Source organism: Arthrobacter sp. 05L417 (assembly GCF_056397865.1).
This window is the reverse complement of sequence record NZ_JBFTOG010000001.1, coordinates 149,804-171,194: the sequence shown is the minus strand read 5'-3', so window position 1 is coordinate 171,194 and position 21,391 is coordinate 149,804. Positions and strand designations below refer to the sequence as shown.

General features: G+C 63.4%; 19 protein-coding genes. 14 read left to right on the top strand and 5 right to left on the bottom strand.

Going from position 1 to position 21,391, the window contains the following annotated elements:
- The first annotated feature begins 49 nt into the window (after window positions 1–49).
- From AC1DJW_RS00760 to AC1DJW_RS00730, 7 genes are all read left to right on the top strand, one after another.
- On the top strand, window positions 50–1,897 hold the full coding sequence (locus tag AC1DJW_RS00760) for a dipeptide ABC transporter ATP-binding protein (RefSeq protein ID WP_459342799.1): 1,848 nt from the start codon (window positions 50–52) through the stop codon (window positions 1,895–1,897).
- A 424-nt stretch (window positions 1,898–2,321) separates the two neighbouring features.
- Window positions 2,322–4,004, top strand: coding sequence for a peptide ABC transporter substrate-binding protein (locus AC1DJW_RS00755; protein WP_284751636.1), 1,683 nt, complete (start codon window positions 2,322–2,324; stop codon window positions 4,002–4,004).
- A 133-nt stretch (window positions 4,005–4,137) separates the two neighbouring features.
- Window positions 4,138–5,067, top strand: a complete 930-nt coding sequence (locus AC1DJW_RS00750; protein ID WP_476900502.1) for an ABC transporter permease — start codon at window positions 4,138–4,140, stop codon at window positions 5,065–5,067.
- 7 nt (window positions 5,068–5,074) lie between these two features.
- Complete coding sequence (locus AC1DJW_RS00745) at window positions 5,075–6,025, top strand: ABC transporter permease (RefSeq protein ID WP_059387473.1); 951 nt, start codon at window positions 5,075–5,077, stop codon at window positions 6,023–6,025.
- Between the two features lie 11 nt (window positions 6,026–6,036).
- Window positions 6,037–7,749: a dipeptide ABC transporter ATP-binding protein gene (locus AC1DJW_RS00740; RefSeq protein WP_476900501.1), complete on the top strand. Its 1,713-nt coding sequence runs from the start codon at window positions 6,037–6,039 to the stop codon at window positions 7,747–7,749.
- Between the two features lie 295 nt (window positions 7,750–8,044).
- Window positions 8,045–9,973, top strand: a complete 1,929-nt coding sequence (gene typA / locus AC1DJW_RS00735; RefSeq protein ID WP_284751633.1) for a translational GTPase TypA — start codon at window positions 8,045–8,047, stop codon at window positions 9,971–9,973.
- 43 nt (window positions 9,974–10,016) lie between these two features.
- Window positions 10,017–10,397 carry a hypothetical protein gene (locus tag AC1DJW_RS00730; RefSeq protein ID WP_284751632.1) on the top strand — a complete coding sequence of 127 codons (381 nt, stop codon included), beginning with the start codon at window positions 10,017–10,019 and terminating at the stop codon, window positions 10,395–10,397.
- Here the strand turns inward: AC1DJW_RS00730 and AC1DJW_RS00725 are convergent, their stop codons facing one another.
- Window positions 10,398–10,904, bottom strand: a complete 507-nt coding sequence (locus AC1DJW_RS00725) for an ArsR family transcriptional regulator (RefSeq protein WP_459342797.1) — start codon at window positions 10,902–10,904, stop codon at window positions 10,398–10,400.
- Window positions 10,905–10,928: 24 nt separating this feature from the next.
- Between AC1DJW_RS00725 and AC1DJW_RS00720 the strand changes: the two genes are divergently transcribed.
- Window positions 10,929–12,266, top strand: a complete 1,338-nt coding sequence (locus tag AC1DJW_RS00720; RefSeq protein ID WP_459342796.1) for an MFS transporter — start codon at window positions 10,929–10,931, stop codon at window positions 12,264–12,266.
- A 24-nt stretch (window positions 12,267–12,290) separates the two neighbouring features.
- Here AC1DJW_RS00720 and AC1DJW_RS00715 read toward each other — a convergent pair whose 3' ends face one another.
- Window positions 12,291–12,533 (bottom strand): putative acetyltransferase, encoded by a 243-nt coding sequence (locus AC1DJW_RS00715; RefSeq protein ID WP_476900500.1) that lies wholly within the window; start codon window positions 12,531–12,533, stop codon window positions 12,291–12,293.
- A 136-nt stretch (window positions 12,534–12,669) separates the two neighbouring features.
- Between AC1DJW_RS00715 and fdxA the strand changes: the two genes are divergently transcribed.
- From fdxA to AC1DJW_RS00700, 3 genes are all read left to right on the top strand, one after another.
- Window positions 12,670–12,996, top strand: a complete 327-nt coding sequence (fdxA, locus tag AC1DJW_RS00710; protein ID WP_018776555.1) for a ferredoxin — start codon at window positions 12,670–12,672, stop codon at window positions 12,994–12,996.
- A 15-nt stretch (window positions 12,997–13,011) separates the two neighbouring features.
- A complete protein-coding gene (gene dapC, locus AC1DJW_RS00705; RefSeq protein WP_476900499.1) occupies window positions 13,012–14,160 on the top strand; it encodes a succinyldiaminopimelate transaminase in 1,149 nt (382 codons plus the stop codon).
- Window positions 14,161–14,390: 230 nt separating this feature from the next.
- Window positions 14,391–15,674: a citrate synthase gene (locus AC1DJW_RS00700; RefSeq protein WP_476900498.1), complete on the top strand. Its 1,284-nt coding sequence runs from the start codon at window positions 14,391–14,393 to the stop codon at window positions 15,672–15,674.
- 71 nt (window positions 15,675–15,745) lie between these two features.
- On the opposite strand, the gene galE is transcribed toward AC1DJW_RS00700, so the two are convergent.
- Window positions 15,746–16,759: a UDP-glucose 4-epimerase GalE gene (galE, locus tag AC1DJW_RS00695; RefSeq protein ID WP_390279325.1), complete on the bottom strand. Its 1,014-nt coding sequence runs from the start codon at window positions 16,757–16,759 to the stop codon at window positions 15,746–15,748.
- Between the two features lie 114 nt (window positions 16,760–16,873).
- Here galE and AC1DJW_RS00690 point away from each other — a divergent pair, with 114 nt between their 5' ends.
- On the top strand, window positions 16,874–17,500 hold the full coding sequence (locus AC1DJW_RS00690) for a TetR/AcrR family transcriptional regulator (RefSeq protein ID WP_390279323.1): 627 nt from the start codon (window positions 16,874–16,876) through the stop codon (window positions 17,498–17,500).
- 63 nt (window positions 17,501–17,563) lie between these two features.
- A complete protein-coding gene (locus AC1DJW_RS00685) occupies window positions 17,564–18,175 on the top strand; it encodes a hypothetical protein (protein WP_284751625.1) in 612 nt (203 codons plus the stop codon).
- A 43-nt stretch (window positions 18,176–18,218) separates the two neighbouring features.
- Here AC1DJW_RS00685 and AC1DJW_RS00680 read toward each other — a convergent pair whose 3' ends face one another.
- Window positions 18,219–19,061: a transglycosylase SLT domain-containing protein gene (locus AC1DJW_RS00680; protein WP_476900497.1), complete on the bottom strand. Its 843-nt coding sequence runs from the start codon at window positions 19,059–19,061 to the stop codon at window positions 18,219–18,221.
- A gap of 11 nt (window positions 19,062–19,072) precedes the next feature.
- Window positions 19,073–20,098, bottom strand: a complete 1,026-nt coding sequence (dapD, locus tag AC1DJW_RS00675; protein WP_476900496.1) for a 2,3,4,5-tetrahydropyridine-2,6-dicarboxylate N-succinyltransferase — start codon at window positions 20,096–20,098, stop codon at window positions 19,073–19,075.
- A gap of 86 nt (window positions 20,099–20,184) precedes the next feature.
- Here dapD and dapE point away from each other — a divergent pair, with 86 nt between their 5' ends.
- Complete coding sequence (gene dapE, locus AC1DJW_RS00670) at window positions 20,185–21,309, top strand: succinyl-diaminopimelate desuccinylase (protein ID WP_390279320.1); 1,125 nt, start codon at window positions 20,185–20,187, stop codon at window positions 21,307–21,309.
- Window positions 21,310–21,391: the final 82 nt, after the last annotated feature.

Genomic DNA, 21,391 nt, shown 5'->3' with positions numbered 1-21,391 from the left:
TCACTAATCACCCCTTGGAGGGTGGCCCGGGTGGAAGGGAATACCCAACATGACTGACAACGCCAGCCCCGAACCAGAGGCAACGCAGCTTGAGACTGCCTCGGACAAGACTGCGCCGGGGAGCGTGGTACTGGAAGTCCGCGATCTCAGTGTGGACTTCGGCGTGGAGAAGAAGTGGATCCCGGCCGCCATCGGACTGAACTATGAGGTCCGGGCAGGCGAGGTCCTCGCGATCGTTGGAGAGTCCGGTTCCGGGAAGAGCGCGAGCTCCATGGCTTTGCTGGACCTCCTGCCCAGCAACAGCCGGGTAACCGGCAGTGTGAAGCTCTCGGGCAAGGAGTTGCTTGGCGCAAAGGCAGGCGCTATCCGGGAAGTCCGCGGCAAGGACGTCGCAGTGATTTTCCAGGAGCCCATGACGGCCCTCAACCCGGTTTACACAGTGGGTGCCCAGATTGTTGAAACAATCCGGCTGCACAATGTGGTTTCTCCGCTCGAAGCCAAGGAGCGTGCATTGCGCATGCTGGAACTGGTGGAGCTTCCCGACCCGGAGAAGGCCTTCAAGTCATATCCGCACCAGCTTTCCGGTGGCCAGCGCCAGCGCGCCATGATCGCCCAGTCGTTGTCCTGCGATCCGAAGCTCCTCATCGCGGATGAGCCCACCACGGCCCTCGATGTGACTGTCCAGGCCGAAATCCTGGACCTGATGCGCCATCTGCGCAACAAGCTGGACAGCGCCATTGTCCTCATCACGCACGACATGGGCGTGGTGGCCGACTTGGCCGACCGCATTGCAGTGATGCGCAAGGGCGTCATTGTGGAGACCGGCACCGCGCAGCAGATCTTCAGCAACCCGCAGCATGAGTACACACAGGCGCTTCTGGCAGCGGTCCCGCACCTGGGGCAAGGGGCGGACAAGGCCGACGTCGACGTGACCGCGGCATTGGCTGCGGCAACCAACACGGAGCTGGAATCCGTTGAACATGACGAGCTGCTTCGCCGGGAACGCGAGAACCAGGCAGCGTTGAAGGCAGCGGCGGAAGAAGCGGCCAAGCCCAAGGGAAACCCCGTGCTCGAGCTGATCGACGTCGCTATTGAATACCCCAAACAGGGACGGGTGCCCGCGTTCCGAGCTGTCGAGGGAGCCAACCTCGTGATCTACCCCGGCCAAGTGGTGGGCCTTGTCGGGGAGTCCGGTTCGGGCAAAACGACCATTGGACGCGCCGCCGTCGGGCTCTTGCCTGTGGCCGCCGGCAGCATGCGTGTGGTGGGACAGGACATTTCCGCGGCCAAACGGAATGGAAAGCAACTGCACGAAGTGCGGCGCGACATCGGCATGGTGTTCCAGGACCCGTCGTCGTCGTTGAACCCGCGGCTGCCCATCGGCGAAAGCATCGGCGAACCGATGTTCCTCGCCGGGGTCGCGAAGGGAGTCGATCTGCAGAAACGGATCGAGACCCTCTTGGACCAGGTGGAACTGCCGCGCGGCTACCGAAACCGCTATCCGCATGAATTGTCAGGTGGGCAGAAGCAGCGCGTCGGTATTGCCCGTGCGTTGTCCCTGCAGCCCAAGCTCATGGTGGCAGATGAGCCGACGTCGGCGCTGGACGTTTCGGTCCAGGCAAAAGTTCTTGAACTCTTCCAGAACCTGCAGAAGGAGCTCGGATTCGCTTGCCTGTTCGTCACGCACGACCTCGCCGTGGTTGATGTGCTCGCAGACCGGATCTGCGTGATGCAGCGGGGCCGGATTGTGGAGCAGGGCACCAGGGAGCAGATCCTTCGCAATCCGCAGGAGCCTTACACACAGAGGCTGCTGGCCGCGGTCCCGCTTCCGGACCCCGAGAAGCAGCGCGAGCGTCGGGAACTGCGCGCCCAGCTCATGGCTGCCGGCATCGAGTAGCCACCCGGGGGCATTCCCGGCGGCACGAACCGACTGTCGCAACCACAAAAGAGTCTCCGTCGCCATTGGCGGCGGGGGCTCTTTTCGTCATTGTGTGGGGCACAGGATTTGCCCGTCGCACTCCCTTTAGGGTCCCCGAAAAGGCCCTGGTTTCCGCGGGAAAACAGGGGTCAGGCATGTCGAGTTTACCAAGGACCAACCCGTTACCTGAAATGACTGCTTCATTTACTTGAAATGACTGCTTCATTACTAAAACTGTCAAGAGCACACTTCGTTGTTCATGCCAATGGGATTCCATATTTCGGACAAGGTGTGGTTAGGATTACACATCCACGTAGGCCGCGTCACAGGATAATTCTGTGTCTGGCCCCGGAGGCAGCCATGAGTTGCCCCGACCCATCCCCCTGAATCCATAGGAGGCGGAATGCGTTTTTCGCGCACTTCCAAAGCTCTAGGCTTGCTGGCAGTCGCCGCACTTGCCCTTACCGGATGCGGCAGCGCCGGCTCCGCGAGCAGTGGCCAGACCGCTGCCGGCGATCCGAACAAAATCATCACCGCATACAGCAATGAACCCCAGCACCCCCTGCTGCCGTCCAACACCAACGAGGTGTACGGCGGTCGCGTCGTCGAACTCCTGTTCGAAGGCCTGCGAAGCTACGACGCCAGCGGAAAGTCCGTGAACGCTCTCGCGGAATCCATTGACACGACTGACGGCCAGAATTACACCATCAAGGTGAAGAAGGGCACCAAGTTCACCAACGGCGAGGAAGTCACCGCCAAGAGCTTCGTTGACGCCTGGAACTTCGCCGCCCTGAGCACCAACGCGCAGGCCAGCAGCAGCTTCTTCGAATCCATTGAAGGCTACGACGCAGTCAGCGCCACCAAGAAGACCACGGGCGCGGACGGCAAGTCCACATCGACTCCCGCGCCGACCGCGCAGACCATGTCCGGCTTGGTTCTGAAGGACGACTCGACCATCACGGTGAAGCTGGCCCAGCCGGAAGCCGACTGGCCGTTGCGCCTCGGCTACTCCGCCTTCATGCCGCTCCCGTCCGATGCCCTCAAGGATCCGAAGGCCTTCGGCGAAAACCCCATCGGCAACGGCCCGTACAAGATGGCCGCCAAGGGCGCCTGGCAGCACGACAGCCAGATCGCCCTCGTCAAGAACGCCGACTACCAGGGTCCCCGCATGGCCAAGAACGGCGGCGTGACCTTCAAGTTCTACACCGATCCTGCTCCGGCATACACGGACATCCAGGCCAACAACCTTGACGTCACCGACGTCTTGCCGACGAACGCCCTGAAGACGTACACCACGGACTTCCCGGACCACAACCTCAACAAGGCTTACGCAGGCAACGCGACGCTCAACATCCCGAACTACCTGCCTGAGTTCCAGGGAGACGCCGGCAAGCTCCGTCGCCAGGCCATCTCCATGGCCATCAACCGCGACGAAATCACCAAGGTCGTCTTCAACGGCACCCGCATCCCCGCCAAGGACTTCACGTCGCCCTCCGTTGATGGCTACAACGCCAACGTGGCCGGCTCCGATGTCCTGAAGTTCGACGCCGCGAAGGCCAAGGAACTCTGGGCCAAGGCCGACGCCATGAGCCCGTGGCCCGCCGGCAAGACCCTCCAGCTGGCGTACAACACCGACGGCGGCAACAAGGAATGGATCGACGCCGTTGCCAACAACCTGAAGAACAACCTCGGAATCAAGGCCGAAGGCCAGCCGTTCGCAAAGTTCGCCGAGATCCTCAACCTCCGCAAGGCGAAGACCCTCCCGGGCTTCACCCGCGCAGGCTGGCAGGCCGACTACCCGTCGCTGTTCAACTTCCTCGGCCCGGTCCTGCAGACCGGCGCCAGCGCCAACTATGAGGGCTACAGCAACCCGGCATTCGACAAGCTGCTGAACGAAGGCCTCGCTTCCAAGACCACGGACGACGCCAACAAGAAGTTCACCCAGGCACAGGAAATCCTGTTCCAGGACCTGCCGAACCTGCCCCTGTGGTACCAGGCACGCCAGGCCGTATGGAGCCAGAACGTGACCAACGTCGACTCCGGCTGGAACGGCGTCCTGCTGTACTACAACATCACCGCAAAGTAGTCCTTCTGGACTTGTTCCAAGCTCGTTAGCGCATGGGGGTCCGGCCACAAACCGGGCCCCCATGCCTTGATTCGGCACGAAAGCTGTCCCTTATGAATCCCCATACTTCCAAGAGCGCACAGGAACCGTTGCTGTGACCCAGTACATCCTCCGGCGTTTGCTGCAGGTCATTCCCGTGTTCCTGGGAACCACCCTGCTCGTGTACTTCATGGTCTTCGCCCTTCCGGGCGACCCCATCCGCGCCCTCTTCGGCGACCGACCGCCCAGCGAAGCCGTCATTGCCGCGCTGCGCCAGCAATACAACCTCGACCAGCCGTTCTGGGTCCAATACGGCTTGTTCCTCAAGAACCTGTTCACCTTCAACCTCGGGGTGGACTTCACCGGCCAGCCAATCGCAGCCACCCTTGGCCGCATCTTTCCCGTGACCGCCATGCTCGCCGTCGAGGCCTTGGCCATTCAGGCCGTGTTCGGTGTGGCCTTCGGCCTGGTTGCCGGCTTGCGCAAGGGAAAAATCTTCGACTCCACCGTGCTGGTCGCCTCCCTCGTGGTCATTGCCGTCCCGACGTTCGTCCTGGGTTTCGTGCTTCAGCTCGTCGTCGGCGTGCAACTCGGCTGGGCCAAGCCGACCGTTGGATCCAACGCGGATTGGGGCACCCTGGTCCTTCCGGCCACGGTGCTTGGCCTCGTGTCCTTTGCGTACGTGCTGCGCCTGACCCGCGCCTCGGTCATTGAAAACATGAACGCCGACTACGTCCGCACCGCAACCGCAAAGGGCCTCTCCCGCCCCCGCGTGGTCCTGGCCCACATCCTGCGGAACTCCATGATTCCCGTGGTCACCTACCTGGGCGCGAACCTGGGTGGCTTGATGGGCGGCGCGATCGTGACCGAAGGCATTTTCAACGTGCCCGGCGTCGGCCAAAAGCTCTACCAGGCCGTGATCCGCAGCGAAGGCCCCACCGTCGTCGCCATTGTGAGCGTGCTGGTACTGGTCTTCGTTGCCGCCAACCTGTTGGTGGACCTCCTCTACGCCTGGCTTGACCCCAGGATTCGTTATGAAAAGTAGATCCGTTATGAAAAGTAACCGTCAGATCGAGCACTACGTTGCCCCTATCGACGAGACACCGCTGCTGGCGACCGATACCCTCAAGGTCGACGCGGCCCCCCTGAGCCTGTGGGCGGATGCCTGGCGGAAGCTCCGCCGTCGGCCGCTCTTCATTATCTCGGCGCTCATGATTCTGCTGCTCCTCGTCGTCGCGTTCTTCCCGGGCCTGTTCACGCAGACAGCCCCGAACGACAACTGCCAGCTGGGCGATTCCCTCGCTGGCCCCTCAGCCGGCCACCCCCTGGGATTCACTTTCCAGGGTTGCGACATCTACTCCCGCGTCATCCACGGCACGCAGGCATCCTTGACCGTCGGCGTCGTCTCCGTCATCTTCGTCCTGATCATCGGCGTGACGCTCGGCGCACTGGCAGGCTTCTTCGGCGGCTGGGTTGACACCATCATTGCCCGTATTGGCGACATCTTCTTCGCCTTGCCTTTGGTCCTCGGCGCGCTGGTGGTCACCCAGCTGCCCTTCTTCCGCGAGAACAAGAGCGTCTTCACGGTGGTCATGGTCATTGTGATGCTCGGTTGGCCGCAAATGGCCCGCATCACCCGCGGTGCCGTGATCGAGGTCCGCAACGCGGATTTCGTCACCGCCGCACGCTCGCTCGGTGTCTCCAAGATCGGCACGCTGGTCCGGCACGTCGTTCCAAACGCGCTTGCGCCGATCATCGTCCTGGCCACCATGGAGCTTGGCGTCTTCATCGTGACGGAAGCAACGCTGTCCTTCCTTGGCATTGGCCTGCCCGGAAGCATCATGTCCTGGGGTAACGACATTTCCGCGGCGAAGGACACGTTGCGCACCAACCCCGAAGTGCTGATGTTCCCCGCAACCGCACTGTCCATCACGGTCCTGAGCTTCATCATGCTTGGCGACGCGCTGCGTGACGCCCTTGACCCCAAGAGCCGCAAGCGATGAAGGAGGCAATCATGGCAACATCCAACGTCACCATCGACGAAGCCGGAACCGAAGAGCGTCCGCTCCTGGAAATCCGGGACCTCGCCATCTCCTTCCAGACGGCGGGCGGCGAATTCCAGGCCGTCAAGAACGCGCACCTGACCATCATGCCCGGCGAGACTGTCGCCATTGTGGGGGAGTCCGGTTCGGGCAAGTCGACGACGGCGCTCGCCGCCATTGGTCTCCTGCCGGAGAACGGCAGGGTTTCCGGCGGGCAGATCCTGCTCGACGGCGAGGACATCTCCCACGCTCCGGAACGTCGCATGATCGAGCTGCGCGGCAACACGATCGGCATGGTTCCGCAGGATCCGATGTCCAACCTCAACCCGGTCTGGAAGATCGGCTACCAGGTCCGCGAGACGCTGCGCGCCAACGGCAAGCCCAGCGCTCCTGCCGACGTCGCCCGCGTCCTGGGGGAAGCGGGCCTGCCGGACTCCGCACGCCGCGCCAAGCAGTATCCGCACGAATTCTCCGGCGGCATGCGCCAGCGGGCCCTGATCGCCATCGGCCTGTCCTGCCAGCCGCGGCTCCTGATCGCGGACGAGCCGACGTCGGCCCTGGACGTGACGGTGCAGCGGCAGATCCTGGACCACCTCGAGACCATGACGGCGGAGCTCGGCACGGCGGTCTTGCTCATCACCCACGACCTCGGCCTGGCGGCCGAACGTGCGGACAAAGTGGTGGTCATGTACCGCGGCAACGTGGTGGAGGCCGGTCCTTCCCTCGAATTGCTCCGTAACCCGCAACACCCCTACACCCAGCGATTGGTGGCCTCCGCACCGTCCCTCGCTTCCCGGAGGATCCAGGCCGCCAAGGCCGAAGGAATCCAGACGGAAGAACTCCTTGCACCCACCGAAGCTGTGGTCGAAAAGGCGCTGTCGGACGACGTCCTGAAGGTCGAGAGCCTCAGCAAGGTCTTCAAGCTGCGCTCCGGCGTCGGCAAGTCAACGGACTTCACCGCGGTGGACAACGTCTCGTTCAACGTCAAGCGGGGGACGACGACGGCGATCGTGGGGGAGTCGGGTTCCGGGAAGTCCACTGTGGCGCAGATGGTCCTCAACCTGCTCGCACCGACGTCGGGGCGGATCGTGTTCGACGGCGTGGACACCTCCACCTTGAACAGCCGGGAGATCTTCAAGTTCCGGCGCCGCGTCCAGCCGATTTTCCAGGACCCGTACGGTTCGCTCGACCCGATGTACAACATCTTCAGGACCATCGAGGAACCGCTCCGGACCCACAAGATCGGTGACAAAGCCAGCCGCGAGAAGAAGGTCAGGGAGCTCCTGGACCAGGTGGCGCTGCCGCAGTCCACCATGCAGCGGTACCCGAACGAGCTCTCCGGCGGGCAAAGGCAGCGCGTCGCGATCGCGCGGGCCTTGGCCCTCGACCCCGAAGTGATCATCTGCGACGAGGCGGTCTCCGCTTTGGACGTCTTGGTGCAGGCCCAGGTCCTGAACCTCCTGGCCGAGCTGCAGTCAAATCTTGGACTGACGTACTTGTTCATCACGCACGACCTCGCCGTCGTGCGGCAGATCGCCGACCATGTCTGCGTGATGCAGAAGGGCAAGCTCGTGGAAACGGGCAGCACCGACGACGTCTTCGATTCGCCGCAGCAGGACTACACCAAGGCCCTGCTCAACGCGATCCCGGGCGCCAGCCTGATGCTGCCGCCCGTGGTGGCCTGACGGGCATAGCCACCGTCCGCTCCGTGTGAGTTAGGGGAGCAAGAGAGCCGGTACCACTTCCGTGGGGGGAAGTGGTACCGGCTCTTTTGTCGTTTCCAGCTTGCCCGGAACGCCTTGCCGATTGTGATGAAGGGCACAATTCGATGGCTTGGAGGGTGATTTTTAGGCCAATAAATACCACAGCGTTTAGACTCTATGAAGGTGCCCTGTGTCAAAGGGTCTAATCCGTCGTGCGTTCCGGTTGGAAATGTCGCGATACAACAGCTGACTTCACCACTGAATCGAGCCATTACGCATGTCTGAAACCACCACCAACACCGCCGCGGCCACTGCATCGCGCAGTGATCTGCGCAACGTCGCGATTGTGGCCCACGTTGACCACGGCAAGACCACCCTGGTCGACGCCATGCTCAAGCAGACCAACTCCTTCGCCGAGCACAACCACCTGGAAGACCGCGTCATGGACTCCGGTGACCTGGAGCGCGAAAAAGGCATCACGATCCTCGCCAAGAACACCACGGTTGCCTACAACGGCCCGTCGTCCAATGGCGAGACCATCACCATCAACGTGATCGACACCCCCGGCCACGCCGACTTCGGTGGCGAGGTGGAGCGCGGCCTGTCCATGGTTGACGGCGTGGTCCTCCTGGTTGACGCTTCCGAAGGTCCGCTGCCGCAGACCCGCTTCGTGCTCCGCAAGGCCCTTGCCGCGCACCTGCCCGTCATCCTGCTGGTCAACAAGACCGACCGCCCCGACGCCCGCATCGAGGAGGTTGTCCACGAGTCCATGGACCTGCTCCTTGGCCTGGCCTCCGACCTCGCGGACGAAGTCCCGGACCTGGACCTGGACAAGATCCTGGAAGTACCCGTGGTCTACGCCGCAGCCAAGGTTGGCCGCGCCTCCCTGGACCAGCCCGCTGATGGCTCGGCACCGGATAACGAAGACCTCGAACCTCTCTTCAAGACGATCATCGAGCACATCCCGGCGCCGACCTACAACCCGAACGGTGTCCTGCAGGCGCACGTCACCAACCTCGACGCTTCCCCGTTCCTCGGCCGCCTCGCACTCCTGCGCATCTACAACGGCACCCTCCGCAAGGGCCAGACCGTCGCTTGGGCGCGTGCCAACGGCGAACTGAAGAACGTCAAGATCACCGAGCTCCTGGCCACCAAGGCCCTTGACCGCGTACCGGCAGAGTCCGCCGGCCCGGGCGAGATCGTGGCTGTTGCAGGTATCGAGGAAATCACCATTGGTGAGACCCTGACCGACGCGGAGAACCCGCAGCCGCTGCCCCTCATCACGGTGGATGACCCTGCGATCTCCATGACCATCGGTATCAACACCTCTCCGCTGGCCGGCAAGGTCAAGGGTGCCAAAGTCACGGCCCGCCAGGTGAAGGATCGCCTGGACAAGGAACTGATCGGTAACGTCTCCATCAAGGTTCTGCCCACCGAGCGTCCCGATGCTTGGGAAGTCCAAGGCCGTGGCGAGCTTGCCCTGGCCATCCTCGTGGAGCAGATGCGACGCGAAGGCTTCGAACTGACTGTCGGCAAGCCGCAGGTTGTCACCCGGACCATCGACGGCAAGATCCACGAGCCGATGGAACACATGACCATCGACGTGCCTGAAGAGTACCTCGGTGCGGTCACTCAGCTCATGGCCGCCCGCAAGGGCCGCATGACCAACATGGCCAACCACGGTACGGGCTGGTGCCGCATGGAATTCATCGTTCCGGCACGTGGCCTCATCGGCTTCCGCACCAAGTTCCTCACGGACACCCGTGGCGCCGGCATCGCTTCCTCGATCTCCGAAGGCTACGAGCCGTGGGCCGGCCCCATCGAATACCGCACCAACGGTTCGATGGTTGCCGACCGCGCCGGCGTCGTCACCCCCTTCGCGATGATCAACCTGCAGGAACGCGGTTCCTTCTTCGTGAAGCCTACGTCCGAGGTCTACGAGGGCATGATCGTCGGCGAGAACTCGCGCGCCGACGACATGGACGTCAACATCACCAAGGAAAAGAAGCTCACCAACATGCGTGCCGCTTCCTCCGATACCTTCGAGAACCTGACGCCGCCGCGCGACCTGACCCTCGAAGAGTCCCTCGAATTCGCCCGCGAAGACGAGTGCGTTGAGGTCACCCCGGAGTCCATCCGCATCCGCAAGGTGATCCTGGACGCCAACGAGCGTGCCAAGGCTACCCGCGCACGCGCCAAGGTCTGATCCTGCGCTGACTGCGCATTGACGCACCGAACGGACTGACGCATTGAATAGGGGAGCCACCGGAACAGCACGCGGCATTGCCGCGGCAGTTCCGGTGGCTCTTTTTGCTGCCCTTGCAGGCACCGCACTTCACCGGCAAGTGCTCCCCATTGACGGCGTCGACGTCTACTGGGGTGCCGCGGCGGCATTGCTCCTGCTCGCATCGCTCCAGCTCCTGCTGGGTGCGTGGTCGCGGTCCTTGCTCCCGACGGCGGTAGCGGGCATTGTTTGTTACGCAGCTGTCGGTGCGCTTTCTTCAGCCGGAACCAACAAGGCGCTGATCGTCGCAGATGCGCCGGGCAATGTATGGGTCTACGGGAGCGCGGCCGTGACGCTCGTGATGCTCTTGTGGTGCCGGCGCTACAGGCGTCCGCCGCGCGGCTAGCTAGTCGGCGCTTGGGTCCCGGTGGTGGGCGATCAAGAGCGAGGTGGCCTCGCCGTCGTCGTCTGGCGGAAGGCGCATGTATTCCTCGACGACCTCCCGCAGCTTGCCCATCATTTCCTGCTGCCGTGCGGCGTTGAACTTCACTCCAAGCCGCCAGACATCAATGTCCTCGGGCGCGAGTCCGCGGGTTTCCTGGACGAATGTTTCGATCAGGACCGGGGCAATATCGTCGACGGGAGTGCTCCACGAGGTGCGGGTGGCGATGTACGGCACCTCCCTGGCGCCCCTCTTTCCCTTCCGGCCTTCCTGCGGCTCGAGAAAACCGGTGCGCACCAAGGTCCTGACATGGTGCAAGCTCGACGCCGGATTGATGTCCAACAGCCCGGCGATCTCTTTGTTGGTGCGCGCGTGGTGCAGGCAGAGCCGGAGAATCCTCAGGCGCAGGGGCGAACTCAAGGCGCGACCCTTGGCCACCAGGTCACTGTCCTCCCGCTCGTGTTCCGTCATGGTGGCCAGTGTAGCCACCCATGAGTGATTGACATATACCAATCACTGCAGGAAACTGGGCGGGTGAATGCCGGGACCACGGACAATGCTCAGCAAACTGACACAGCGCAGCAAGCGGCCTCGCTTTGGCGGGACCGGAACTTCATTACCTTTTGGTCTGGCCAGGCCGTCAGCCAGCTCGGGGCGCAACTTGGGCAATTGGCTTTTCCCGTCCTCGCGGTGACTTTGCTCGGAGCCAGCGAGTTCGAGGTTGGCGCACTCAATGCCGCCAGCCTTGCCGCCTTCCTGCTGATCGGCTTGCCGGCGGGAGCCTGGGTGGACCGCTGGCTCAAGCGTCGCACCATGATTGTGGCGGACCTGGTCCGGACCGCGGCGATGGCCACCGTACCGATCCTCTGGTGGGGCGGCGTCCTGCAGATCTGGCACTTGTACGCCGTAGCCGCCGTCGTCGGGGCCGCAACGGTCTTCTTCGACGTTTCTTACCAGAGCTATGTGCCTGTACTCGTGGATGCCGCGAAAGTTCCGCAGGCCAACTCCAAGCTGGAAGCCACCTCCCAGATCGCACGGATCGGGGGTCCGGCCGCGGGCGGTGGGTTGCTGACGATCGTATCCGCCCCGGTGCTGTTCGTCGGCGAGGCGATCGGGTATCTGATGTCGGCCATCTTCCTGCTCAGGACGGGCGATGCGGAACGTCCCGTGCCCGCGAAGGATCGGCATCCACTGGCAAGCGAAATCAAGGAAGGCCTGGTCTTCGTGGTCAGGCATCCGTTGATCAGCAGGATTGTGGCCTGCACGGGCGGGGTCAACTTCTTCACCACGATCGCCTTCACTTTGATGCCCGTGCTGGTGCTTCGTGAACTGGAACTCGGTCCCGAGGGCATGGGCCTCATCATGGCAGTGGGCGCTGTGGGCGGACTGATCGGAGCTGTTTCCGCGCCCAAGCTCGCTGACCGGGTCGGCGAGGGGACCGTCATTCCCGTGGCGTCGATGATCAGCTCGCTTTTCCTCCTCCTGGTTCCGTTGTGCGTGCTTGCCCCCGAACGATGGATGTCCCTCGTGATGCTCATCGTCTCCGAGTTCGGGTTTGCTTTCGGAGTCCTGGTGTACAACATCATGCAGTTGAGCATGAGGCAGCGCGTGTGTCCGCCCCGGCTTCTCGGGCGCATGAATGCGTCCATTCGCTTTGTGGTGTGGGGAGTCATGCCGATCGCAGCCCTAGCCTCGGGTCTCCTGGCCGAGAACATCGGCCTCGTCCCGACACTCTGGATCGGCTTGGGCGGAAGCATTGTCTTTGTTGCACCCGTGCTGTTCTCTCCGCTGTGGGGAATGCGCAGGCTGCCGGACGAGGTGCATGGCGCCTGACCCTCTGGGGATAGGAGGCCGGGATTACTCGCGGGTTGTGCGCGTACCTCGGCGTGGCGGCGGAGGGGGGACCTCTTTTGCCGCCACGACAAGGCCCAGCGGGATCTCGACGTCGGACTGTCGGGTACGGATGATGCACGCACCCTCGGTGACGGAGAGTAGGTAGCCGAGGGCATCGGTGAAGCCGTTGTCCAGCCGGTATCGGACAACTACCCGCGTTCCGGATACGGTATTGAGCAGGAAATCCTGGGGGTGGGGCAACGTCACCAGTTCATACTATGACGCCCAGTAGTTTGGTAAGTTCCGGCTGGGGGATAATAGGCTACAGAATTCGATGTACCGGCCACAGGGCCGGTGGTACTACCCGGACATTGGCCGGGACAACTGTGGAGAGGCAAGGGACGTGACCTACGTAATCGCGCAGCCGTGTGTGGACGTCAAGGACAAGGCGTGTATTGAAGAATGCCCTGTTGACTGCATCTACGAAGGCGAACGTTCCCTCTATATCCACCCGGACGAATGCGTGGACTGCGGAGCTTGTGAACCCGTGTGCCCGGTGGAAGCGATTTACTACGAGGATGACACCCCGGAGGAATGGGCCGACTACTACAAGGCCAACGTCGAGTTCTTCGATGACCTTGGTTCCCCGGGCGGAGCTGCCAAGATCGGCAACACGGGCAAGGACCACCCCTTCATCGCCGCGCTCCCTCCGCAGAACCAAGACCACTAAGAACGGTTGCTTCCTTTGATTTCTGCGGCCCCCGCTTTCGGCCTCAACCTGCCCGACTACCCTTGGGAAGCTATGGCGCCGTACGTGGCCAAGGCTTCAGAACACCCGGGCGGAGTAGTCAATCTCTCCATCGGAACTCCTGTGGATCCTACGCCGCAGCTGGTCCGCGAGGCGCTCGCCGGGGCAGCTGACGCCCATGGTTACCCAACGGTCCACGGAACGGAAGCTCTTCGCGAGGCTGTATCCACCTGGTTTGCCAGCCGTCGCGGGGTCCCGGGGATCGATCCGAGGGACGTCCTGCCCACGGTCGGCTCGAAGGAACTGGTGGCCTGGCTGCCGTTCCTGCTGGGACTCAGCGCAGGCGACGTCGTGGTCCGTCCCACTGTGGCTTACCCGACCTACGACATCGGCGCTATGCTCGCCGGGGCCACTGCGGTCGCCGCGGACAGCCTGGACGAACTTGACCCAGCCACCCGCGCAAGGGTCCGGCTGATTTGGATCAATTCTCCGGGCAACCCCACGGGCAGCGTCCGTGACGTCGAATCCCTCCGGCAGATCGCGGCCCAGGCCCGCGAGATCGGCGCAGTCGTGGCATCGGATGAATGCTATGCCGAACTCGGCTGGGGCGAATGGGATGCCCAGCGCGGCGGCGAAGCAGTGCCGAGTGTCCTTGATCCGCGCGTCACCGGAGGGTCCACAGACGGTCTGTTGTGCGTCTACTCGCTCAGCAAGCAGTCGAACCTCGCCGGCTACCGTGCCGCCTTCGTGGCAGGCGACTCCTCAATCGTGGCGAATCTGGTCAATAGCCGCAAGCACGCAGGCATGATTGTGCCCTACCCCGTCCAGGAAGCCATGCGCATCGCGCTGGGCGATGCCAACCACGTGCTCGCCCAAAAGGATCTATACCGCGGCCGCCGTGAACGGCTTTTGCCAGCCCTGCAGAACTTCGGCCTGGACATCCACGAGTCCAAAGCGGGCCTGTACTTGTGGTCCACCGCAGGGGAGGCGACGTGGGACACAGTCCAGCGATTCGCTGACTTGGGGATCGTCGTCGGGCCCGGAGTGTTCTACGGAGACGCGGGCAATGGTTTCATCCGGGTGGCGCTCACGGGCACGGACGAACGCATCGATGCGGCCGTGGAACGCTTGGACACCGCTCGGTAACAATGCTGTGACTTGCCGCACAGGGCGCGTCATTCCGCGAGTAACCGTGGCTTGTGAATTAGTTTGTCCCGCTTACTGGCGGTAGCTTTTAACTGACTATCAATGGTGGCTTTCTCCACGAAGGCAGTCCGGTTGATGGCGCCTGCACCTGCAGGCGCCCGGCTGGAGTCACCAGATGTTGGTTGGATCAAGCTTTCGACCGAGGCCAAGAGCCTCATGAAGGGGACTCCATGACTGAGACCACCAGCGCTACCCTGCGCCATGCCGGCGGAGAGCTCGAACTCCCGCGGATCAAGGTTGTAGAAGGGAACGAAGGATACGACGTTTCCAAGCTGCTGAAGCAGACGGGCGCCGTCGCCTATGACCCCGGCTTCATGAACACCGCCGCCACGACGTCGGCAATCACCTACATCGATGGCGACGCCGGTATCCTGCGGTACCGCGGCTACCCGATCGAGCAGCTTGCCCAGCACTCAAGCTTCCTGGAAGTTTCCTACCTGCTGATCTACGGCAACCTACCCACGCCCACCGAGCTGGACGCGTTTGACCAGCGGATCCGCCACCACACGCTGCTCCACGAAGAGCTCAAGGGCTTCTTCGGCGGTTTCCCGCGTGACGCGCACCCGATGCCGGTGCTTTCCTCGGCTGTCTCCGCGCTGTCCACGTTCTACCAGGACTCCTTGGACCCGTTCAACCCTGAGCACGTGGAAGTTTCCACCATCCGTCTCATGGCGAAGCTGCCGGTCATCGCGGCCTACGCGCACAAGAAGTCCATCGGCCAGCCCATGCTGTACCCGGACAACTCCATGAACCTCGTGGAGAACTTCCTGCGCCTGAGCTTCGGCCTGCCGGCGGAGCAGTACGAGCTGGACCCCGTCGTCGTCAAGGCACTGGACCTCCTGCTCATCCTGCACGCCGACCACGAGCAGAATTGCTCGACGTCGACCGTCCGACTCGTGGGCTCCTCGAACGCGAACCTGTTCGCTTCCGTTTCCGCCGGCATCAACGCCCTCTTCGGTCCCGCCCACGGTGGCGCCAACGAAGCCGTGCTGAAGATGTTGCGCCAGATCCAGGCCGACGGCATCAAGCCCGAGGACTACATGGAGAAGGTCAAGAACAAGGAGGACGGCGTCCGCCTCATGGGCTTCGGACACCGCGTCTACAAGAACTACGACCCCCGCGCGAAGATCATCAAGGCGACGGCACACGAGATCCTGGGCAAGCTCGGCGGCAACGACGAGCTCCTGGACATCGCGATGCGCCTCGAAGAGAAGGCCCTGGCTGATGACTACTTCATCCAGCGCAAGCTCTACCCGAACGTCGACTTCTACACCGGCCTGATCTACAAGGCCATGGGCTTCCCCGAGAAGATGTTCACGGTGCTGTTCGCGATCGGCCGGCTCCCCGGCTGGATCGCCCAGTGGCGCGAAATGATCAACGACCCCCAGACGAAGATCGGCCGTCCGCGGCAGCTCTACACAGGAGAGCCGGAGCGCGACTACCCGGCGATCTAACCAGCCAACGCGGGGTCACTTACAGCCCGTCCCGAGGGACATCATGGGCCGTAAGTGACCCCGCGTTGCTTTTAAGAGCTGTAGCCGAGGGGGTTGTTCTTCTGCCAGCGCCAGTGGTCTTCGCACATCTGGTCCACGGTCTTGGTCGTGGACCAGCTGAGATCCGCCAGGGCGGAGGAGGCGTCGGCCCAGAATGCGGGCAGGTCTCCGGCGCGGCGTCCCGTGATCTCGTACGGCAGCGGGTGGCCCACGGCTTGCTCGAAGGCGTGGAGCATCTCCAGTACGGACGTGCCCTTCCCGGAGCCGAGGTTCCAGCGGTGCACGCCGGGGCGTTCCGCAACGTAGTCCAGCGCGGCGACGTGGCCATCGGCGAGGTCGACCACGTGGATGTAGTCCCGCAGGCAGGTGCCGTCCGGGGTGTCGTAGTCTCCACCGAAGACCATGAGCTTTTCGCGGCGTCCCACGGCAACCTGGGCGATGTACGGTACCAGGTTGTTCGGGATGCCCTGCGGGTCCTCGCCGATCCTGCCGGACGGATGTGCGCCCACCGGGTTGAAGTACCGCAACAAGGCGATGTGCCAGCGCTCGTCCGCGGCGCCGAGGTCCGTGAGAATGTCCTCGATCTGTTCCTTGGTGCGGCCGTAGGGGTTGTTCGCCCCGATCTCCATCTTCTCCACGTAGGGGATCGGGTTGTGCTCGCCGTACACCGTTGCCGAGGAACTGAAAACGATCGAACGGACCCCGTGCTTGTCCATGGCCCGGAGCAGGTTCAGCGTGCCCACGATGTTGTTGTAGTAGTAGTTCAGGGGTTCCTGCACGGATTCGCCCACCGCCTTGAGCCCGGCGAAGTGGATGACGGCGTCGATCTGATGCCGGTCGAACACGGCCTCAACCGCGGGCTCATCCACCAGATCCACCTGATGGAACGCCGCGGTCTTTCCCGCCAGTTCACCGACGCGGCGCAGGGATTCTTCGCTTGAATTCACGAGGTTGTCCACCACGACCACTTCGTGCCCGGTTTCCAACAAGGACAGGACGGTGTGCGATCCGATATAGCCGGTGCCACCCGTGACAAGAATTCTCATGTGACCAACGCTAGCCGAACTTGGTCCGTGCCCGCTCAGTGTTGCGTACGCCACAGTCGCGTGGTTCCCGTGCGCCGACGGCACGGTTCAAGCACGTTTGTGCTAAAAAGTTTTGTGCCCAAGATTGTTGATGCCGAAGCCCGGCGCCAGGAAGTAGTCGAAGCCGTCTTCAGGATCATTGCCTCGGATGGCCTCGAGCGTGCCTCCTTGCGGGAGGTCGCCGACGAGGCCGGGCTTGCCGTTGGCTCGGTCCGCCACTATTTTGCCAGCAGCGATGAACTGCTGGTCCATTCCTTTGCCGTGGTCATCGACAGGATCGCCGGGCGGCTTGAGGAAGCGTACGCCGTCGTCGAATCACTAGACAAAGCCTCTGCGGAACACGACGCCGCCGTGTTAACCCTGCTGGGTCAATTCCTTCCGCTCGACGAGCAACTGGCAGTCGATGCCTGCGTGTGGATGGCATTCCGGCACGCGGCCCGGATCCGGCCGGTGCTTGAACCGGAAGCCGCACGCAGCCACCGTGCCGTGGCCGCCGTCGTCGGCCGTTTGGTGATGCGGCTGATGCCCGACGGCGGATCCATCCAGGAGCATCTGGTGACCGAAGCCGAGCGCCTCCTGGCGACCCTCGACGGACTGTGCATGCATGCCCTGCTGCAGCCGGAGTGGATGACAGCCGAGGTCTGCCGCGACGTTCTGACCGCGCATCTGGAGACTCTGGTTGCGGTCCCATCGAACCGTTAACGTCAAGGCTCATCGGGAATAGACTGGAACCCTGAGCGGGCACCTGCCAAGGGAGGCAATCGGATGCATGACACAGGCGGTCAGGGGTGGCGGATCACAATGGACACCTCCGGACCGATGCTCATTGCCTTGTATCTGAGAGACGTTGCTGGATTGGACGGAGCCGGAACGCCGACGTTGTCCCACGCCACACCCAAAGTCAGACACGCGGACCACACGCACCTCACCGCCGAGGTAGGCGGGGTGCCGGCCCTCAAGACAGAGTGGGAGGCCTGGTGGGAGCAGTTGTTGAGGGCGTATCCGGATGCGGCGCCGGAACTTTCACCTCCGGGATTCAACGCCTTCGGCAATTCGCCTGCCCTGCGCCGAGTACTGCAGGCACACTTCGGGGCCGCCCTCACGTGGGCCCGTGAACGCCTTGAAGATTACGAAAAACTGGAAGCCGAACGCGAAGCGAGCGGCGCCACCTTGCTTCTGGGGGACATGGTGGAGGACCGCCTTCTGGAAGTCGGACGGAGTTCCCGGGACTTCCAGTTGACAATCATCGAACTTCCCCTCAGCGAGCCAAGGGCCTGGTACCTTGAGCCGGACAAGATGATCATGAGTCACCGGCTCTTGTCCGAGCCGGACATCTTCCGCAGCTACGTCCAGCCAGTGGTTGAGCTACTGGTCTGAAGCCCGCAGCCTGACGCCCGCAACCTGTGGCCTCAGCCAGAAATCATGTCTTCGGAGCCGAAACCGTGATGGTCACGGCTCCCGATGCTGCCGCTGGATCCTGCCAGCCCTTGTGGTCCTGGCGGTTCCAGGTGGCGCCGGCCACGTCAACCTGCGTCACCGAAAGGTCCTTGGCATTCGCTACTGCCCACTGGGCCACAGCCCACGCCTGCGCACCGGTAATGTTCAACTGGACCGTGCGGCCCTGGGCAAGGGCTGGCAGGGAGCCGAACGCCGTCGTCATGGCCGCCACAACGGCGTTCGGATCACCGGCAGCGTCCGCGGCACGGAGCGTGCAGTCGAGGGCCCTCTCGGAATGTCCCGTCAGCGCCGACGCGTAGGCCCGGCCCATGGGTTCCTGCTGCGCGTAAGCCTGGGGGTAGGCGGAATGCTGGACCGCTTGCGCCGCATCAGTGATCGCCATGGTTTCGTAGCCGGGCACTTTGACCAAATGGTCATAGAAGGCGTTGGTCGCGTAGACGGGATCCATGACCTCAGCCTCGGTGCCCCACCCCTGGGACGGGCGCTGCTGGAATAGTCCCCTCGAATCGGGGCCCACCTCGTCACCGTGGCCGATGTTGCGAAGCTTGGATTCCTGCATCGCGGTGGCCACAGCAATTGTGGCCGCGCGCGGAGGCAGCCCCCGCTGCACCGCAATGGCGGTGATGAGGGCGGCATTCGCAGCCTGGTCCGTCGCCAACTCGTATGAATCCGAGCCGACGACGGCGACGCAGCGCTCCGTAACCAAGGTGTCGGAGCGCTGCAGTACAGTCACCACGGCGTAGATGGCACCAGCCACCAAGGCAAGCGCCAGCAACAAGATAATGGTGCGTCGGAGACGGCGCATCCAGATATCAGCTAGTTGGCGTGGAGGGCTTCGTTGAGTTCCACCGTCTGGCCCTTGCGGGGAAGGACCTCGACTTCACCAGTGGTGGAGTTGCGGCGGAACAGCAGGTTCGGCACGCCGGAGAGCTCAACAGCCTTGATGATGCTGCTGGTGTCCTCGCCGTTGGCGTCCTTCGGGCCAGGGATGCGCACGCGGGTTCCAGCCGTGACATAAAGGCCTGCTTCGACCACGGAGTCGTCGCCGATGCTGATGCCCACGCCGGAGTTGGCGCCCAGGAGCACGCGTTCACCCAAGGCAATCTTTTCCTTGCCGCCACCGGAGAGGGTTCCCATGATGGAAGCGCCGCCACCGACGTCGGTACCGTCACCGGCAACAACGCCTGCCGAGATCCGGCCTTCCACCATGGACGTGCCGAGCGTGCCGGCGTTGAAGTTCACGAAGCCCTCGTGCATGACCGTGGTGCCTTCGGAGAGGTAGGCGCCAAGACGGACCCGGTCGGCGTCGGCGATCCTGACGCCGGTGGGGACGACGTAGTCCACCATGCGGGGGAACTTGTCCACTCCGTAGACCGTGACGGCGCCGCGCTTGCGCAAGCGGGCACGGGTCAATTCGAAGCCGTCCACTGCGGCCGGGCCGAAGTTCGTCCACACGACGTTGGGGAGCTTGCCGAAGATGCCGTCCAGGTTGATGCTGTTGGGCTTGACCAGCCGGTGCGAAAGCAAGTGCAGGCGCAGGTAGGCGTCAACGGTGTCCGCGGGGGCCTCGTCCAGGTTGATCTGGGCAAAGACCACCTTCTGCTCGGTCCGGCGGTCCGCGTCGTGGCTTTCAGCCGCAAGTGTGGTCAGCGACTCGTCGGCGTGCTCCACGGCCCGGAGGGATGCGGCAACTTCGCCCAGTGCCGGCGCCGGAAACCATACGTCCAGCACTGTCGCTTCGCCGGCGTCGGACGTGGCGATGGTGGCCAGGCCAAAGCCATAGGCGGAGCGATCGTTGGCAGAAGCGCTATCGAGAGCGGCAGAGGCAGCGGTTTCAGTCATGGCGCAAGTCTATCGAGAGCCACTGCTTCCTTTGAAACCGTGTGTGGACCGAAGGGGTCGCAATTCGCTCGGGATACAGTGGAGAGGTGACTGTTGAAACTACCCCGATCCTTCTTGACATCAGGCAAGACGTTGCGCTGCTGACTGCCGCGCTGATGGACATCAACAGCGTGTCCGGCAACGAAGCCGCGCTTGCAGACGCCGTTGAATCCGCACTTCGTACGATCCCCGGCCTGCAGCTTCTGCGGGACGGCGACGCCATCATTGCCCGGACCGAGCTGGGACGCCCGGAGCGCGTGATTCTGGCCGGCCATCTCGATACCGTGCCGTTGCCCACCGTGGAAGGTTCGCTCGGCACCGTGCCTTCCACGTGGGAGTCCGGCGTTCCCGGGACGGGAAACCTGTATGGACGCGGAGCGACCGACATGAAGGGCGGGGTCGCGGTGCAGCTTGCGCTCGCCGCAACCATGTTCGACGGCGGCGCCGAGCCGGGTAAGGACGTGACCTTCGTCTTCTACGACCATGAGGAAGTCGAAGCGGTCAAGAGCGGCCTTGGCCGCTTGGTGCGGAATCACGGCCATCTCCTGGAGGGGGACTTCGCGATCCTGCTCGAACCCACCGACGGTACGGTGGAAGGCGGTTGCAACGGCACCAGCCGCTTCGAAGCCACCACCGTCGGGGAAGCGGCGCACTCTGCCCGGGCGTGGATGGGCAGCAATGCCATTCACGCTGCCGCACCCATCCTGGGCCGCTTGGCAGCCTACGAACCGCGCACCGTCAACGTCGATGGGCTGGACTACCGGGAAAGCCTCAATGCCGTGAAGATCAACGGCGGGACCGCCGGAAACGTGATCCCGGACCGTTGCGTCGTGGAGATCAACTACCGCTTCGCGCCGGACAAGACCCCGGATCAGGCCGAAGCCCATGTCCGCGAACTGTTGGAGGGCTTCGACGTCGTCCGCACCGACGCCGCCGCTGGAGCGCGGCCGGGCCTCAACCACCCGGCTGCCGCGTCCTTCGTTGCCGCCGTCGGTGCCGAGCCCAAACCCAAATACGGTTGGACCGACGTCGCGCGCTTCAGCGAGCTGGGCGTTCCCGCGGTCAACTTCGGGCCGGGCGATCCGCTGCTGGCGCACAAAGACAACGAACACGTCGACGCCGATGCCATCCGTGAGTGCCTCCGCGCACTGCGGTCGTGGCTGGCTGACTAGGTGGAGTGACCTCACTTTTTGCTTGAGATCGTGGGTGTGGCCCGTGGGCTTGGTTCCGGAACCAAGCCCACGGGCCACACCT